General features: G+C 54.3%; 12 protein-coding genes and 1 pseudogene. 4 read left to right on the top strand and 9 right to left on the bottom strand.

The window, feature by feature from the left end; all coding sequences use genetic code 11:
- Positions 1-11: 11 nt before the first annotated feature.
- Together PSTEL_RS08090 and PSTEL_RS08085 are read right to left on the bottom strand one after the other, a co-directional pair.
- Entirely contained in the window at positions 12-674 is a 663-nt protein-coding gene (locus tag PSTEL_RS08090; RefSeq protein WP_038694583.1) for an alpha/beta hydrolase, read from the bottom strand.
- A complete protein-coding gene (locus tag PSTEL_RS08085) occupies positions 674-1,075 on the bottom strand; it encodes a DoxX family protein (protein ID WP_483823598.1) in 402 nt (133 codons plus the stop codon). The genes PSTEL_RS08090 and PSTEL_RS08085 overlap by 1 nt, the downstream gene beginning before the upstream one ends.
- Before the next feature lie 146 nt (positions 1,076-1,221).
- On the opposite strand from PSTEL_RS08085, the gene PSTEL_RS08080 reads away from it, so the two are divergent.
- The gene (locus tag PSTEL_RS08080; protein ID WP_038694582.1) at positions 1,222-1,773 is read left to right on the top strand and encodes a helix-turn-helix domain-containing protein; all 552 of its coding nucleotides are present in this window, start codon (positions 1,222-1,224) and stop codon (positions 1,771-1,773) included.
- Between the two features lie 447 nt (positions 1,774-2,220).
- Here PSTEL_RS08080 and PSTEL_RS08075 read toward each other — a convergent pair whose 3' ends face one another.
- The 3 genes from PSTEL_RS08075 to PSTEL_RS08065 all read right to left on the bottom strand — a co-directional run bounded on the left by PSTEL_RS08075 (position 2,221) and on the right by PSTEL_RS08065 (position 9,988).
- Positions 2,221-6,552: a bifunctional 2',3'-cyclic-nucleotide 2'-phosphodiesterase/3'-nucleotidase gene (locus tag PSTEL_RS08075; RefSeq protein WP_038694581.1), complete on the bottom strand. Its 4,332-nt coding sequence runs from the start codon at positions 6,550-6,552 to the stop codon at positions 2,221-2,223.
- A gap of 339 nt (positions 6,553-6,891) precedes the next feature.
- Complete coding sequence (locus PSTEL_RS08070; RefSeq protein WP_038694580.1) at positions 6,892-8,739, bottom strand: glycoside hydrolase family 13 protein; 1,848 nt, start codon at positions 8,737-8,739, stop codon at positions 6,892-6,894.
- 337 nt (positions 8,740-9,076) lie between these two features.
- Positions 9,077-9,988 (bottom strand): LacI family DNA-binding transcriptional regulator, encoded by a 912-nt coding sequence (locus PSTEL_RS08065; RefSeq protein WP_038694578.1) that lies wholly within the window; start codon positions 9,986-9,988, stop codon positions 9,077-9,079.
- A 204-nt stretch (positions 9,989-10,192) separates the two neighbouring features.
- Here PSTEL_RS08065 and PSTEL_RS08060 point away from each other — a divergent pair, with 204 nt between their 5' ends.
- Complete coding sequence (locus PSTEL_RS08060; RefSeq protein WP_038694576.1) at positions 10,193-11,080, top strand: hypothetical protein; 888 nt, start codon at positions 10,193-10,195, stop codon at positions 11,078-11,080.
- Positions 11,081-11,288: 208 nt separating this feature from the next.
- Here PSTEL_RS08060 and fumC read toward each other — a convergent pair whose 3' ends face one another.
- Positions 11,289-12,665 carry a class II fumarate hydratase gene (gene fumC / locus PSTEL_RS08055; protein ID WP_038694575.1) on the bottom strand — a complete coding sequence of 459 codons (1,377 nt, stop codon included), beginning with the start codon at positions 12,663-12,665 and terminating at the stop codon, positions 11,289-11,291.
- A 150-nt stretch (positions 12,666-12,815) separates the two neighbouring features.
- Positions 12,816-13,421 (bottom strand): TetR/AcrR family transcriptional regulator, encoded by a 606-nt coding sequence (locus PSTEL_RS08050; protein ID WP_038694574.1) that lies wholly within the window; start codon positions 13,419-13,421, stop codon positions 12,816-12,818.
- Between the two features lie 167 nt (positions 13,422-13,588).
- Here PSTEL_RS08050 and PSTEL_RS08045 point away from each other — a divergent pair.
- Positions 13,589-14,477 (top strand): annotated as a pseudogene (locus tag PSTEL_RS08045) (ABC transporter ATP-binding protein).
- A complete protein-coding gene (locus PSTEL_RS08040) occupies positions 14,474-15,286 on the top strand; it encodes an ABC transporter permease subunit (protein WP_038694573.1) in 813 nt (270 codons plus the stop codon). The pseudogene PSTEL_RS08045 and the gene PSTEL_RS08040 overlap by 4 nt, the downstream one beginning before the upstream one ends.
- Here PSTEL_RS08040 and PSTEL_RS27525 read toward each other — a convergent pair.
- Together PSTEL_RS27525 and PSTEL_RS08035 are read right to left on the bottom strand one after the other, a co-directional pair.
- A complete protein-coding gene (locus PSTEL_RS27525; RefSeq protein WP_169744548.1) occupies positions 15,184-15,702 on the bottom strand; it encodes a hypothetical protein in 519 nt (172 codons plus the stop codon). The two genes, PSTEL_RS08040 and PSTEL_RS27525, sit on opposite strands and share 103 nt — an antisense overlap.
- Entirely contained in the window at positions 15,656-16,867 is a 1,212-nt protein-coding gene (locus PSTEL_RS08035; RefSeq protein ID WP_084064842.1) for an aminotransferase class I/II-fold pyridoxal phosphate-dependent enzyme, read from the bottom strand. Before PSTEL_RS08035 ends, PSTEL_RS27525 begins: the two co-directional genes overlap by 47 nt.
- Between the last annotated feature and the right edge of the window lie 16 nt (positions 16,868-16,883).

Genomic DNA, 16,883 nt, shown 5'->3' with positions numbered 1-16,883 from the left:
CGGTTCACTCCTTATTGAGAAATAGTATTGTAATCGGGAAAAGCGTCCTGTTCCAGGAACCGCAGCACATCGCTTCGATTGTCACCGGTGACGGTATGCCCGGAAGGATAGGTATGGAAAATCACATGATCATTCCTCGACTTGAAGAAATCCGCGGTCTCATAGCCAATCTTCACCGGAAAGACGGGATCAAACTCGCCATGCGAGATGAAGATGGACAGCTTCTCCACACTGCGGACCGGATACTCGTTCTTGACAAAATCGGGTACATAACCGTTCAGCGCTGCAATGCCTTTTAGCCGATCCCCCATCACCAGCGCGAGTGAAGATGCCAGAATCGCGCCCTGGCTGAATCCGACGACATAACGTCTTGCCGGATCGACCGCATATTGCGTCGAAGCCTGTTCAATACAAGCCTCCAGTCCGGCTGCAGCTTCGTCAAACTGCTCACGGACCGGATTTCCCAGACTCTTTAGCTCGTAATATTGGTAGCCAGGTCCCATCTCCCGGTCACCTCGGATGCTGATCAGAATGAATTTAGCGCCAAGCGGCTTCAGCAGTTCAAGCAGATCATGCTCATTCGAGCCTTTTCCGTGAAGCGCGAACACCGCCGGATAACGCGAATCCTCGTCGTAATTGTCGGGCAGAACAACAGTATAAGGATATTCCTTCATCAGCTTCGGCCTCCTCTATGAAAAAGCGCACGGTCCAGCGACAATCCCGTCTGTCCGGCCACAGCAAGATACAGGGCGATCAGAATAAAGGCGATATCGAGCTCATACCCGGCAGATTGTCCGTTGCCGAGAAGGCCGGCAGGAAGCTTGGCTGTGACTACGGCGCCGATCAGCACGGCGATAAACAATATCGACACATAACGGGTGAACAATCCAACAATAAGCAGGACTCCACCGATGAGCTCGATGCCCGTTATTACATAAGCCATGAAGCCGGGAAGCCCTAACCCCGAGAACCATCCCGATACGTTGTCGAGTCCCATCTGAAGCTTGTTAATGCCGTGCGACAGGAATAGTACCCCCAAAGCTACACGCATGATAATCGTTACAGTAGGCTTCACTTTCTAAGTCCCCTCCCAAAATATTAGTAATGTGAAATTAATTTTTATATTACAAATTTAATGAACATAGACTGGTTTGTCAATAATAAATTTGTTATTATGAATATAAAATTACTATTGCTAATATTATGTCCGAGGTGAGCCCCATGGATATCGGTTCAACCATACGATCCATCCGCAAGCGAAAAAATATTACCATTGCCCAGATCTGCGAGCAGACCGGCCTGTCGCAGGGCTTCATGAGCCAGGTCGAAACCAACAAGACCTCCCCGTCCATCAGCACGCTGGAGAGCATCGCCCAGGCGTTGAAGGTGCCATTGCCCTACCTCCTGCTCCGCAAGGAAGAGCGGATGCAGATTGTCCGGGCTGGAGAACGCCAGCAGACGACGAGTGGACCCGATCGCCTTAAAGTCTCCCACCTGGGTCAGACCCAGAACATGCGAATGATGCTTGTGGAGATTCCGCCGGGTTCCTCAACCGGAGAAGTTCCCCATGCTCATGAAGGACAGGAGACGCATCTTGTTCTGTCGGGTACGGTCGTGGCCGAGCAAGGCGAAGACATCGCCGAGCTGAACGAAGGAGACTCCTTCAGTTGGAATGCTTGTACACCTCATAGGGTACAGAACATCGGGGGCGAAACCGCCGTCATTCTGATCGCCGTCTTCAGGGAGCGTCAGGAAGACTTTAACATGATTTAGGATTCCCGAATTCTCCGGAATGAAATCAGTGCCAAACTGCCCCAAAACAAAAAAGCCGCTGAATCATCAGCGGCCCCCCTCTATATAATCCACGTATATCTTTGCACTTATTAAAGAAATGAACCAGAACAGGAGGAATATCGCTCCGAGGATTTTTCTGGGCCGCCCTCTCTTCATCCGGTTAATGAAACATCTCATTTAATCCCTCCTCTTCATTAATTTCGGTAAAAGGGATTTGATTCCTGCCATATAAAAAGGCTTCCGCACTGCAGCGCTTGTCCTAGACCAAAATCGAGGGAGTCCCTACAGCAGATTTCACTTCGACTTGTGACAGCCATGCGTCCATCTAAGCGATTACGCTGATCCTAGTATAAAAAAGCGAGACTGCCCCAAGCAGCCATATCATGGCATTTGGGACAGCCTCGCTTACGGTTACAGCATTACGGCTTAGGAGGCTTGGAGACCAAGCATGCGATAGATAATTACCGCAGCCTGGGCACGGCTAGCGAGATCCTTCGGCGCGAAACTCGATGCATCCACGCCCTTGATGATGCCCAGCTGGGTCAGCTGTGCGACAGGGAGCTTCGCATAGGATGCGATCTTGGAGCTGTCAGTGAACGACTTCAGAACGGAGTTCTGGTCGATCGGCTGCAACTGCGCTTTAAGCGCATTGTAGATCATGATTGCCATTTCTTCACGGGTTACCTCACGTCCCGGTTCAAATTTACCGGCGCCGGAACCCGATACGATGCCCGCCGCATATGCTTTGGCTATCGCGTCAGTATACCAGGCATTGTTCTTGACATCGGTAAATTGATTGCTGGCTGCTGCATCAGGCAGATTCAGTGCCCGAACGAGCATCGTAACAAATTCCGCACGGGTTACAGTCTTCTGCGGAGCGAAAGTGCCGTTGCCCATACCTTTGATAATGCCTTTGTCCGTCAGCGACTGAATCGCTTCTTGGGCCCATGCTACCTTGCCCAGGTCCGAGAATTTAGGAGCCGAAGAGGCTGTCGGAGCCGGAGTTGCGCTTGGCGCCGGCGTCGCGGATGGGCTTGGCGTCGGTGACGCGCTTGGCTTCGGTGTGGATGTCGGTGTCGGTGTCGAACCCGAACCAGATCCGGAGCCTGGAGTCGTTACGTTGGTGATGCGTCCTTCAACGGCAGCGGTGATTCGGCCGCCATTGAACGTCTTGACGATGTAATCGTAGAATACATCCAGGTCGATCGGACCAGCCAGAGATTCAGATGCTTCTGTCAGCACCTTGTAGTTATCTCCGCCCGCCGCCATGAAGTTGTTAACGACTGCCGTATACTTCTGAGTATCCTGGATTGGCGTTCCATCGGTTTTAGTCAGTGATGCAATCCGGCTCTCAACCGGCAGATACATATTGGCCGTGTATTTCAGGCCCGAAATTTGCAGTGTTTTGGTGTCAGCCGTACCGTCCGCCTTCACACCCCATTGCTGTTTCAGCAGTGTCTTGATCTGTGCTCCGGTCAGCGTCAGCTTCACCAGCGTATTGCCGAATGGCTGGATCTTGGCCAGGTCGCCGAAGGAGACATTGCCGTTCGGAAGATCGGCGCGGATGCCGCCCGGATTCATGAAGGCGAAGTCTGCCGGTCCTTTGCCGTCGCCAAAGTTGGCGGCGCGCATTGCATCGGCGATCAGGTTGCCCAGCGCCGATTCATTGTTGTATGCATCCGTACGGGTAATGCTTCCGTCCGTCGTGCCAACCGGGCGAGTCAGCTCCGGATGCTTGTTCAGGTATTCGTTAACCAGCGATACGGTTGCGGCATCAGGGGTTACTCCCTGCTGGAATGTCGTTGTAACGGTAGCAGACTTATCTTTCACATCGCCCGTCGTGTGGTCGATGACCAGCTTGATGTCTTCAAACGCCGTTCCGTAGGAGTATGCCTGGACAATCAGCTTGCCGTTCACGGTGCCGTTGGCAAGAGCATGGTTGTCGCCGGCCACGATAACGTCTACCGGAGAGTTCGCCGGAAGCGCGTTGGCCAGATCGGCGGCTTCGCCGGTCGTCACGCCATCCTTGGTCGTTGCCGGATCATGGGCCAGAACGATGATTGTCTCTACACCCTTGCTCTGCAGCTCGGCTGCGTATTTCTCAACAGCCTGTGCTTCTTCTTCGGCGGACAAGAAGTGTACGCCAGCTGTGCCTGCAGGAGAAACCTTGCTTGGCGTTGCTTTGGTAACCAGACCGATAAATCCGATTTTGACGCCTGCGATTTCTTTAATAACATAAGGATTGATGATCGGTTTGCCTGTCGTATTGTCAATCGTGTTGGCATTCACGTAGTCGAAGTCTGTACCGGCGTGAACGATGCTCTCATTCTTCGGATCTTTACCGCCGTACAGTTGGGACTTCAATGCATCCACGCCTTGGTCAAACTCATGGTTGCCGAGGGAACCGACATCAAAGCCCATCATGTTCATCCACTTGATCGTCGGCTCGTCGCGCTCTAAGGAAGATACCGGAGCAGATGCGCCTACCGAGTCGCCGTTGTGGAACAGCAGCGAGTTCGCATACTTCGCTTGAGTCTGCTTGAGATATGTCGCCAGGATGGCGGCTGTGCCTACCGGCTTGCCGCTGACAGCAGACGTCGTGTCCAGCTGGCCGTGGAAGTCGTTGATACCGATCAGATGAACCTCTACATCCTGAGTCGGTGCAGGTACGGTTTCTTTCAAATTCAGATTATAAATGCTAAATCCTCTCTCGTCCTTCTGTCCGGTTGAGGACATGTTCGTTGGAAGCTTCGCAGCCGCAAGAGGCGAAGACGTGAAGGTAATATTCACATTGCCCTTGATCGGAGCGAGAGACCAGTTGCCGTCCGCAGTCGGGTCAATTGTTCCAGCCTCGGTGATGTAATCCATCAGAACCTGGCGGTTTTCCATCTGGGAGTCGATGATCATCTTCGATCCCTTGACACCCGGGAAGTTGCCGCCGCCGCTTGCGCGGTAGTTGTTCGTTACAACGACGAAGTCCTGATTCAGATTGAGCGGTTCATTATTATAGGTTACGTCGACCACCCGGCTGGAGGTTGGATCGTTGATCGTACCATCCGGTTTGTATTTCGCATTCTTGGTCACGTCGATTTTGTACTGAATGCCGTCGATAACGTCAAAGTTGTAGACAGCGAACTTGGAATTGAGCAAAGGCTGCGGTGTAGAAATGCGGGTCTTGATTTGGTTGAAAGCACCCGCGCTCATTTCCAGCCATTCTTTGACGACCGAACCTTTGACTACGATTGCCTTGAGCGTATTGTCATACAGATACAGATCGCTCGCGCTGCGGATCGTCAGCGGGCCGGCTTCAATACTCGTATACTCGTCGGGGCCGTTGCGTCCCGCTTTGAACGGAGCGCCTACGCTGAGAATCGGCAGACCTTTGTACTGGGACAGGTTCCCGTCAGTGTTGATCAGATTCTCGACATAACGCTTCTGCGCATACGTTACGATCTGGACAGTCGGATCATCCTGAACGAGCGCGAAATAGCTGTTCATCGGCGCCAGCGTGTTGCCAAGCGGCGTTCCGGTATACTGGCGAGTAGCATCATGATCGCCGCCAACCGCATTCAGAACAGCCGGATCTTCAGTAACATCCTTGGCCGAGCGGGTCGATGCTTTGGAAGCGGCCTTGTCCACTGTCCATTTGCCATTTCCGTCCTGAGTGATCACAAGGTCGATCAGGCCGAGATAACCGCCGCCGAAGCCGGCCTGTACAGCCGGAACATCGTGGATATGGCCGTTCACATTATCGATATAAGAATAAGGCTGCTTAGTGGATGGGTCCTTGAAGGAGGAATCCAGCGCCGTGTTGTCGCCGTTCGTCGGGAACGCTTTGTGCGTATGCGAGAACGTGATGGCGTCGATGCCAGGAACCTGGCTCAGCGCGTTAATGTCATTCTCGGAGCCGTCTCCGATAGACGCCGCGGAGTCAAAGCCCGAGTGAGCCATGGCGACAATAACATCGGCTCCCTGTGCCTTCATTTCCGGTACGAACTTTGCAGCCGTTGCCGCAATATCTTTGGTGATGACTTTGCCTTCCAGATTTGCTTTGTCCCAATCCATGATCTGCGGAGTTACGAGACCAAGCAGACCAACCTTGATTGATACCGTATTGCCAGTGCTGTCCGTAACGCTCTTCGTAATAATTTTATAAGGCAGATACTTATTAACGTCGTTATCCGGATTGCCATCATGATCATCAATATAAATATTGGCGTTGATATACGGGAAAGTCGCCTCGGTGCCCGGCGTTCCGTCTCCGTTGATCGTGCGTTCCAGGAAATCCAGCCCGTAATTGAATTCATGATTTCCGAAAGTTGCCGCATCATAGCCCATCGTATTGAGGGCAGCAATCATCGGGTGAGCCTTTCCGGCGTTCTCAGGAGCCGTGAGCGGATTGATCTTGGCTTCATATGTACCCAGCGGCGTACCTTGAATCAAGTCTCCGTTATCAAGCAGCAGGTTATTGGGTTCCTCTGCCCGGGCTGCCTTAACCAATGTGTAAGTCCGGGAAAGTCCGACCGTTGCAGACGGAGCATCCTTGAAATAATCCCAGCCATAAACGTTCGTATGCACGTCCGTTGTGCTCATTAACCTAAGGTCAATTTTAGGCAGTGAAGAGGCCTCAGCACCGGCGGCATCCGCCTTCTCCGTTCCCCAAAGTGAACCTAGCGCAGCTCCCCCCAGTATTTGGGCCGTGAACACAGCTCCTGCCAATACGGAAGCCACTCGCTTGTTCCAACGCAAATCTCCCATGAAAAAGTGATCCTCCTCTATTATTCTATTATTTCCACTCGGGGGAGATTGTAGCATATAAATTTTGTAGAATCTAGCATAAAATCATAAAGCGAACGTAAAGTATGTAATAAACTTCACACAATAAGTGAGGTAATGTGTTAAATATTAGTGTTTTTTAACATTATTTTTACATTAACTTAATTTCAACGTTACATTTCTAACACCCTATATATTCTTAATTAGGTATATTTTAACTATACCAAATGTTCCACTTTCCATTTTCAATCCCGCCGGACCTGGTTATGACATCGACAAACAAGCGGAGCCGCAACTGCGGCCCCGCTCAACAATATGAATCTATTTAGTTTCTTGACTGTGCCACAACAGGAATGAATAAGGAGACAATTGAACAGCCGCTTTGCCTTCGACAGGCTGCCCGGTCATCAGGTCGATGAAGCCCTGTCCCCGGCATTCCGCTGGCAGCGGAACTTCCTGAGCTTCCGGCGAATTGTGAATCAGGGCATATAAAGTATCGCCTTCCGCCCGTTTCCGGTAGATTAGCGTTCCGGTGGAATCATCTGCCGCAATCCAGTTCCAATCGGCCGTTCTGAACGCCGGATATTGCTTTCTCAGCGCGATCAGCTTATGCACGACTTGGTAAAGGTCTTTGTTCTGCAGCTTCGGATCCCATGGCATACACTGCCGATTATGATGCTCATCGCCCGAAAGTCCCACTTCGCCGCCATAGTATATGCTTGGAGACCCGGGATAGGTCAGCAGGAACACATATGCCAGCTTCACCAAATCCGCATTCTCGCCGCATAGTGAAAGAATCCGGGCTGTATCATGGCTGTCAAGCAGGTTGAACAGAGTCGTCGTCACATTCTTGGGATAGCTGACAAGCAGCTCGTTGACGGCGGCCTTGAAATCCGAAACGCTGTATTGTTCCTGATTCTTGTGCTGCGTTCCGAAGAACCTGATGACCGGCGAAGAGAACTCATAATTCATCACCGCATCGAACTGGTCGCCCAACAGCCATGGATTGGAGTTCAGCCAATTCTCGCCCAGAATGTAAATTTCGGGATCAACCCCCTTGATCCGCTTCCGGAATTCCCGCCAGAATTCATGAGAGACTTCGTTGGATACATCGAGCCGCCAGCCGTCGATTTTATAGTGTTTCGCCCAGAACTCCGCGACGCTCAGCAAATATTCTCTCGCCCCCGGATTGCCTGTATTCCATTTAGGCATATTCTCCGTATAACCGAAGGTCAGGTAGTTCAGATGCTCTCCTAAGTACCCGCGCGATGAGAGGTCGGGCTCTACCGGCTTATTCGGGTCCAGGATGTAGAAATAATCGTAATACGGAGACTCCTGCCCCCGCTTCAGCACATCCTGCCAGAACGGATGCTCATAGCCGCAGTGATTGAACACCGCATCCAGCATAACCTTTATGCCCCTTTTGTGAGCCTCGTCGACGAGGTTACCGAACAGAGCGTTGTCTCCGAAATCCGGATCAATGCTGAAATAGTCCCGGGTATCGTATTTATGCGAGCTGGGGGATGCGAAGAGAGGTGTGAAATAAATGCCCCCGCAGCCCAAATCCCGGATATAATCCAGCTTGTCGATAATGCCCTGAATATTGCCTCCGAATTTGATGTCGTTGCCGTCACGCTCCACGCTTCCCCATGGAAGCGCGTCCTCTGCCGCTCTGCCGGCTCCCCTGCTAAACCGGTCGGGAAAAATCTGGTACCAGATCGTATCCTTCACCCAAGCCGGCGCCTTGTACAGATCTTCCTCAAGTAAATAGGGGTAATTGTAATAATTCGAGTGATCGGCAGGCGGTGTCCATTCCTCCGGAAGCTCGATAAAATCATGGCATCCGGCAAAAATTTGCCGATTCCCGTCGTCCAGCACAAATCCGTATTTGACTCTTCTCCATGAAGGTCCGGTCAATTCCGCAAACCAGCAGTCGTGATAACGGGTCTCCGCCTCTTTAATCATCGGAATCCGCGCCATCGTCTCGAGTGCGAATTCGTATATCTCCGGGTTATCGACGGTTGGCCGCCAGTTAAAAGGATCGGCCGCCAACAGGGTTACGGACTTCACATCATTCTTCTTCGTCTTGATCCGCAGATGAAGCGTCTTCGCATCGAACATGTAGGAAAGGGCGCTTTTGGGCTCATGGATGACAGCTGACAAATCCATTATGATCACTCCTCAACATCAATTGGTCAATCATCACTTATGCGCTTAAGTGACTTTAGTATAAAACCCCTCAAATCCCGGTGTCAATCATAAAAAAGCCTGAGAATCGCCTTCGCAGCAAGGTTTTCCCGGCCGCTCCGGAAGCGGGAAATTTCGTTAAGCTGCAAGCGGTCTATTGCCGCCTTAAGCGGCTCAGCCCTTTTGAGCCTTTGCGCTTCCGCTTGTTAAGCTGAGGTAAAAGCGCGAAGACAAGCCAAAATTTTTATAAGAATAATACAAAAAAGCATGTTCTCCTTCTGATCAAGGGAAGAGCATGCCAAATTGCCGGACAAGTGAATTACCCCAAGGCTTGCGGCGTGACGTACATAAGCTTGGGAGGGTCTCCGGAGTTATCTAGAGACAACAGATTGCGCAGAACATGAATCGCCATATCGGCTTTTTGAGCCTGATCGATCACGATCTTCCGGGTCTCGGGCCGGAGCAGGGAGCATTCTCCGTCACCGACTACGACAGCAAGCGGCCCGCCGGCCAGATTTTCCGTCTGCAGACCAAGCACTTCTCCGACCACCACTCCCTTCATGCCATGCTTGGAGGCAAGAAAGTCCCGAAGCGAGGCGCCCTTCCGGTTAACGAAGATCAGCTCCTCAGGACAATATTTGCTCGCACATTTGTACACATAATCGCTGGAATATTGCTCGATAACCACATACGTATTGCCCGGCTCAACTTCCGCCGCAAAGACGGCATCGTAATCGACAAGCACCTCGTGGAACAGCGGATCTCCCAAATACCCGTCAATAAAAATAAGCGGAATGTAAAAACGGTTGACCATGCTTGCCAGCGTCACCGTATCCATATCGATGATGAACGCGGCGTCCAGCGACCGGCGCTGGCCAATCTGGATATCTTCGGTCAAATTTTGCGTCGAGAGCAGGACGACATCGTATCCCAGCCGGTGAAGCCGGCTTTGGAGCGCGTCAATTTGCTCGTAATATTGATAGAGCTTGCTCCTCAGGTTAAATTCGCCGAGATTGACGATGACTCCGATCAAATAGCTTTTTTTGTTGGCCAGAGCTTTGGCTGTCATATCCGGAACATAGTTCAGCTTCCTGGCCGCTTCGAATACCTTCAAACGAGTCTTATGGCTGATCTTCTCTTTTTCCGAGTAATTGAGCACATAAGATACCGTGGCAGAAGATACACGAGCTTCCTTGGCGATATCCTGCAGCGTCACTTTTTTACCTTTCATAGCGGACCTCCGGTTGGGAACTTATTCTTCATCGTAGTGGCCTCTGCCGGCCATGTCAATCTTCGAATGCGGCAGCTCCGTAGCCGCCCTGGTTACATAACTTTCAGCTAGTTTTCAGCCTTTTTTCAGTTTCAATTCAGCTAGGCCCCCGATAGAGAATTCAGGGCTTGCCGCCTGGCCAGTATAAGAAAGGGAGATCATTAAATGTCCACGACCATTTACAATTCCTACAGCCAAAAGAACTACTACAATTATGAAAATCTCTTAAGCGCCGTCAAGACGGCAGCGGCTGAAAGCACCAGTACCTCGGCTGCTAAGAGCAGTACTACAGAGGCAGCGAATACGGAATACGCCGAGATCAGTTCACTTGCGCTGCAGTATTTTGCACAGTTATCGGACGACACCGATACGGAAGCGACATCCACCGGAATCTACAGCCGGCCGCCGGGCCGCCAGCTTCCTCCGCCGCTGAACCCGGATCAAATGAAGTCCATTCTGGAGAGCATCCAGTCCAAATTGTCAGCCTCTACGGATGCAGCCAGTGATGACACCGTGTCGGCCTTGGACTCTTCAGCAGACAGCGCGTCCCTGACGGCAGAAGACAGCACAGTCGACTCGCTATCCAAACTGTTGTCTGATACCGACCTGGACAGCCTGTCTGATGAGGATATTGCGTCTCTGTTCGCACAGGTACAGTCTGTTCCGGGCTCTTTTGCCTATGCGATGCCTGATGATCAGGAAGGCAACGGTGGGCCGGGAGGGATACCTCCCATGCTGAAGGCAATGGGGGCCGTTCCGCCGCCATTCATGCGGGGAGCGAACAATGATGCAGCCTTAGATGATACGTCCGCAACCGGTGAAGTCACCCAGGAGGATGACGGTGCTGCAGGCAAGTTGAGCACGGACGACATCAAGACTCTTCTGGAGTACCTCCAGAAGGCAGGAGATGCAGACTCCACCGGGGAATCGGATGATGTATCCGGAGATGATCAATTAACCGCTGTCCGCAGCCTGCTGTCGGGCATCGACATCTCCTCGGCTTCGGACGATGAGCTCGACGACTTGTTCAACCGCGTTCTGCAGATTGTGTAATCGCCAAACCATACGCCAAATCTGCCAAGTGCGGCAAGCCTGGCGGCTGTGGCGGCGGACTCCGGCAGATCAAGAGCTATTCCGCTCACGAAACGTCAATAAAGCCGGCTCAATGGGAGCCGGCTTTCAGTTTTTTTCCGAAGCTGGAGGGATCTACATCACCTTTATGAATCTATACCCTCTTCACAATTCAGATCATATTCCCAATTCAAATCATCCTCTCAGGCCGGACCATCCGGTCGAACTCCTCCTCCGTCAGCGCATTCAGCGTAAGCGCCGCCTCTTTGAGCGTGAGTCCTTCCTTATGGGCCAGCTTGGCGATCTCAGCCGCCTTCTCGTAACCGATGTACGGATTCAAGGCGGTTACGAGCATGAGCGAGTTGTTCAGATTCCGGGCAATCGTCTCTTCGTTCGCCTCAATTCCCTGTGCGCAGTTCCGGTCAAATGAGAGCATGGCATCGCCAAGCAGCCGGCAGGACTGCAGGAAGCTGTGGATCAGCACCGGCTTGAAGACATTGAGCTGAAAATGCCCCTGGCTCGCCGCTATCCCGATCGTCACGTCGTTGCCGAACACCTGGCAGACCACCATGGTCATCGCCTCGCTCTGCGTCGGATTCACCTTGCCGGGCATGATCGAGCTGCCCGGCTCATTCTCGGGAATCCGCAGCTCGCCGATGCCGCTGCGGGGCCCGCTCGCCAGCAGGCGCACGTCATTCCCGATCTTCATCAGATCGCCTGCAAGCGCCTTCAATGTACCATGCACTTGCACCAGCTGGTCATGGCTGGTCAGGGCATGGAACTTGTTCTGCGCCGAGATGAACGGCTCTGACAGCGCAAGCCCGATTTCGGCCGCAGTCCGGTCGCCGAACTCGGGATGCGCGTTCAGCCCGGTGCCGACAGCCGTTCCGCCGACAGCCAACTCCAGCAGGCAGCCCATGCTTACTTCGATGAAGCGTCCGCTTCTCTCCAGCATGGCGGCCCATGCTCCGATCTCCTGCCCCACCGTCAGCGGCGTCGCATCCTGCAGATGCGTGCGCCCGATTTTGATCAGCGATCGGTACTGCTCCGCCTTCGCGGCCAGAGTCGCCTTGAGCTGCTCCAGCGCAGGCAGCACATGGTCCCGCACCGCCAGAAAAGCCGCGATATGCATCGCCGAAGGAAAAATATCGTTGGAGCTCTGTCCCTTGTTCACATCGTCGTTCGGATGAATAGTCTCGTCACGGCCCGCCTGCCGGAGCAGCTCGGCTGCCCGATGGGAGATCACTTCATTGACGTTCATGTTGCTCTGCGTGCCGCTGCCCGTCTGCCAGACGACAAGCGGAAAATGATCGTCCAGCCTGCCTTGCAGAATCTCGTCAGCAGCCTTAGCAATTGCCTCCGCCTTGTCCGAAGACAGCAGGCCGAGCTCTGCGTTCACCCGGGCTGCCACCTTCTTGATCAGCGCCAATGCGCGGATTACCTCAAGCGGCATGCGCTCTCCGCCGATCCTGAAATTCTCCAGACTTCTCTGCGTCTGCGCCCCCCAGAACTTGTCCGCGGGCACTTTCAGTTCGCCAAACGTGTCCTTCTCCATCCGATATTCCAAGCTGGTCACCCCGCCTTTTGCCGGATTTGGCCCAGGATTCAGGCCTGTCTGTATTTTACAATAAGCTCAAGCCATGGGACAAACGCTCATCAGAAAAATAGAACTATAACCACCCCCCGACGCCCCCAACCGCCCCTCAAAAGCACCTGCCTATTCCTCCCGGCCGCACAAACCGTAGAAGAACAGATGCGTCAATTCATCGAGAAAGGCGTTCAGATCCTCCTGCTTCTGCGCCAGCTCCAGCAATTCGCTGGAGCTGCGTATGTACATGTTCATATACGCCAGGACGGCGTTCACAGATACCTTCGGGGAGATTTCGCCGCTCGCTTTGCCGTCTTCCACCAGTTTGATCATCAGCGGAAGCACCGTGCCCGCATAACGCTCCTGCACATAGCCGAACATCTCCTGATCATCGATCATCAGCGTCTTGATCTGCTCCGGACGGAATGCGCTGTACTGCTCCCTTTCCATCTCCATCGAGAAATGGATAAAATCCCGGACCGAACGGGGCCTGTCCATGAAACGCTCGAACCGTTCGATCGTCATGTCCAGATAGCTCCGGAAAGTCTGATCGATCAGCTTCTCCTTGCTCCCGAAGTAATTATAGATCGTCACCTGCGAGACGCCGGCTTCCTTCGCGATATCCGCAACGCGCATGCGCTTCGGCTCCCATGTCTTCAGCATCTCCAGGGTGGTGTTGATGATCTTCCGCCTGATCATTTCCGCCCGCTTCTCAAACCCGTTCTTCGTCTCCATAATCCGCCTTCTCCCTGCCTGATGCGATTGTTGCCAGAAATGTAATTTGTGAAATTTTAGTATAAAATAATTTCATAAAATGATTGACGTCCGGCTTCGATAAGCATAGTATAACACATGAAATATATGCATAAAAATAGTTCACCATTTCATTCGGAGGTGGCAGTATGATTACTGTCCAGGGACTCACCAAGACTTTTTCAGGGGGAAAAGGCATCCGCGAGCTGACCTTCTCGGTTAACCGGGGCGAGGTATTCGGCTTTCTCGGACCGAACGGGGCCGGCAAATCCACGACGACGCGTCATCTGATGGGCTTCATGAAGCCCGACAGCGGGGAAGCGTCCATCTGCGGCCATGATGTATGGAAATCGCAGGGAATCGTGCAGCGCCATACCGGCTATTTGCCGGGGGGAGATCTCTTTTATCGACGGCATGACCGGGCTTTCGTTCCTTGAATTTATGGGGAGCATGCGGGGCATGAAGGACAAATCAAAGCGCGACCGGCTTATCCGGATGCTGCAGTTCGACGCCAACACCCCGATCCGCAAGATGTCAAAAGGGATGAAGCAGAAGGTCGGAATCGTCGCTGCGTTCATGCATGACCCTGAAGTAATTCTTCTGGACGAGCCCACATCCGGCCTTGATCCGCTGATGCAGAAGCTCTTTATTGAACTTGTACTGGAGGAAAAAGCGCGCGGCACGACCTTCTTCATGTCTTCCCACAGCTTTCCCGAAATCGAACGCACCTGCGACCGCGCCGCCATCATCAAGGACGGTGTGCTGGTGGCAGTAAAAAATGTCCACGAGCTGCAGTCCATGCAGCGGAAGCTGTTCGACATCGTGTTCGAGAGCAGGGAAGACGCTCTGGCCTTTCGCTCATCCGGCCTGCCAGCCGAGAGTGTGGACGATTTCCGGGTCCGGGTCGCCATTCAGGGCAATTATAATGATTTGATCCGGGAGACCGCGAAATACAAAATTCGCAGCCTGGATGTGTTCACGCAGAATCTGGAAGATATTTTCATGAATTTCTATGACCGGGAGGATGCACAAGCATGAACGTGTCCCTGTACAAGCAAATGCTCAAGGTGAATGCCAAAGGCATTATGAATTACGCGGTCGGCTCCGCTTTCTATATGCTGCTGATGATTTGGCTCTATCCCGGAATCGCGGATCATACCGGCGCGCTGGACGACCTCGTGCAGTCAATGCCGCAGGGGGTGACGAACGCCTTCAATCTGACCACCGGATTCCAGAGCGCGGAGTCGTTCATTTCGGGGGAATATTACGGGCTGATTCTGGTTCTGATTCTGTCGATCGTCTGTGTGCAGATGTCCACCCGGCTGATGGCCGGAATGGTGGACCGCGGCTCCATGGCTTACCTGTTGTCGGCGCCGACGACCCGCTCGCGGGTGTCCGGAACCCAGGCACTGGTGCTTGTCACCGCTCTAGCCGTCATTATGGGCGTCACGACGCTTGCGGGCTTCCTGGGCAACGCCTGGTTCCTCAGCTCTGAATATGCTTTTGACAGCGGAAGATTCCTGCAGTTGAATCTGATTGCGTTCCTGCTCTTCTTCGCGGTCGGCGGACTTACCTTTCTCGTCTCCTGCCTCGCTAATGATGAGAAAAAAGCGCTCGGAATCGCCGGCCTTATCGCCTTCGAATTCTTCTCGCTCGATCTGCTCGCCAAGATCAGCACCAGCCTCGACTGGCTGAAATATGCGACGCTCCTCACGCTGTACCGGCCCGGCGAAATCGTCGGCGGTCAGGCGGACATCATCGTGAACGCCATCGTGCTGCTGGCCGTAGGGCTTGCCTCCTTCGGGCTGGGCATCGCGCTGTTCAAGCGGCGGGATTTGCCGCTGTAGGATCGTAGGCAGCGGAAATAACGCGCGGGTGATGCGGGGACGGATGCCGTAGGCGCGGGCGACTCGGATGGCGCGGGGGCTGCCGCTGTTGGCGGGACCTGCCGCTGTAAGGGGGATGCCGCTGTTGGCGCAGCGGCAATTGAGAGCCCGGCGGGCTGTTCCGCCGGGCAAGGAAAAGCCGCCGGGCTGTGCTCCCGGCGGCTTCCGAACAAGCGGAGCCGCTCCATGGCTCCGCTTGTTTGCGTCTTGCTACCGCCGCCATAACAGGCGGCGGCAAGACGCCTCAGCGCCTGCACCGCAAGCTGTGCAGGCATGCCCGCGCCCGCCTGAACGCGGCGGGCGCTTGCGGCGCGCTGCGCCATGGGGCCGTCAGGCCCCGCGCAGGAACGCGCCGATCCGGCGTGCGGCTTCCACAAGCCGCTCCTCGTCTTCGACGAGGGCGATGCGGACGAAGCCGCGGCCTTCTTCGCCAAAGGCGTCGCCGGGGATGACCGCGACGCCTTTGGCCAGCAGCAGCTCGCGCGCGAAGCCGCGCGAGTCGAGCCCGCGGGCGGCCGCCGCAGCAGGCAGCGGCGCCCACACGAACATCGTCGCCGCCGGCTTCGGCACGTTCCAGCCCTCATCGCCCAGCGCGGCGATGAACCGGTCGCGCCGGCGCTCATACAGCGCGCCGACGCCCTCGCCCGCTTTGGGACCCATCGCCAGGTCCAGCGCGGATATAGCGGCTTCCTGCACCGGCTCAAACACGCCGTAGTCGATATTGCCCTTCAGGCTGCGCAGCGCGCCTACTGCTTCGGCGTTCCCGGTGAGGAAGCCCATCCGGCAGCCCGCCATATTGAAGCTCTTCGAGAAGGAGTGGAACTCCACCGCTGTCTCACGCGCGCCCGGAACCTGAAGAATGCTGACCGGCCGGTAGCCGTCGAAGCCCATCTCCGAGTAGGCCAGATCATGGACAACGAGCAGATCCCATCTCCGGGCGAGCGCAATCAGTCTCTCGAAGAATGCAAGATCGGCCTTGACCGAGACCGGATTCCCGGGGAAGTTCAGCAGGATGAACGAAGCCCGCTCCAGCACCTCTGCAGGAATGGCGTCCTGATCAGGCAGGAAGCCGTTCTCCGCCTTAAGGGGCAGCGGCCATTTCTCCACGCCCGCTACCGCCAGCGCTCCCGAATAGATCGGATAGCCGGGATCGGGCACAATCGCGAGATCTCCCGGATTGCATACAGCCAGTGCCAGATGAGACAACCCGTCCTGCGAGCCCATCAGCGACAGCAACTCGGTCTCGGGATCAACCTCTACGCCGAACCGGAAATCCATCCATTCTGCAGCCTTCCGGCGGAAGGCAAGTCCTCCCTCGGAGGACGGATAGGCATAGCTGTCCTCCCTGAGGACCGCTTCGCTGAGAACACGGCGAATTTCGGGAGCCGGTCCGCGGTCCGGACTGCCGATGCCCAGATCGATAACATCGGCGCCCGACGCGGCCGCTTCGACCTTCCAGGCCGCGACGTCCTGAAAGATGGAGGAACCAAGACGGGACAGCCGCTGAGCCCGCCATTTATTTTGGGAATTACTTATAGACAATGAAATACACCCGCCT

Origin of the sequence: Paenibacillus stellifer, from assembly GCF_000758685.1 — a bacterium.
GTDB lineage: Bacteria > Bacillota > Bacilli > Paenibacillales > Paenibacillaceae > Paenibacillus_AQ > Paenibacillus_AQ stellifer.
Note: the sequence above shows the minus strand (reverse complement) of the source record. Positions and strands in the feature narration are given on the sequence as shown.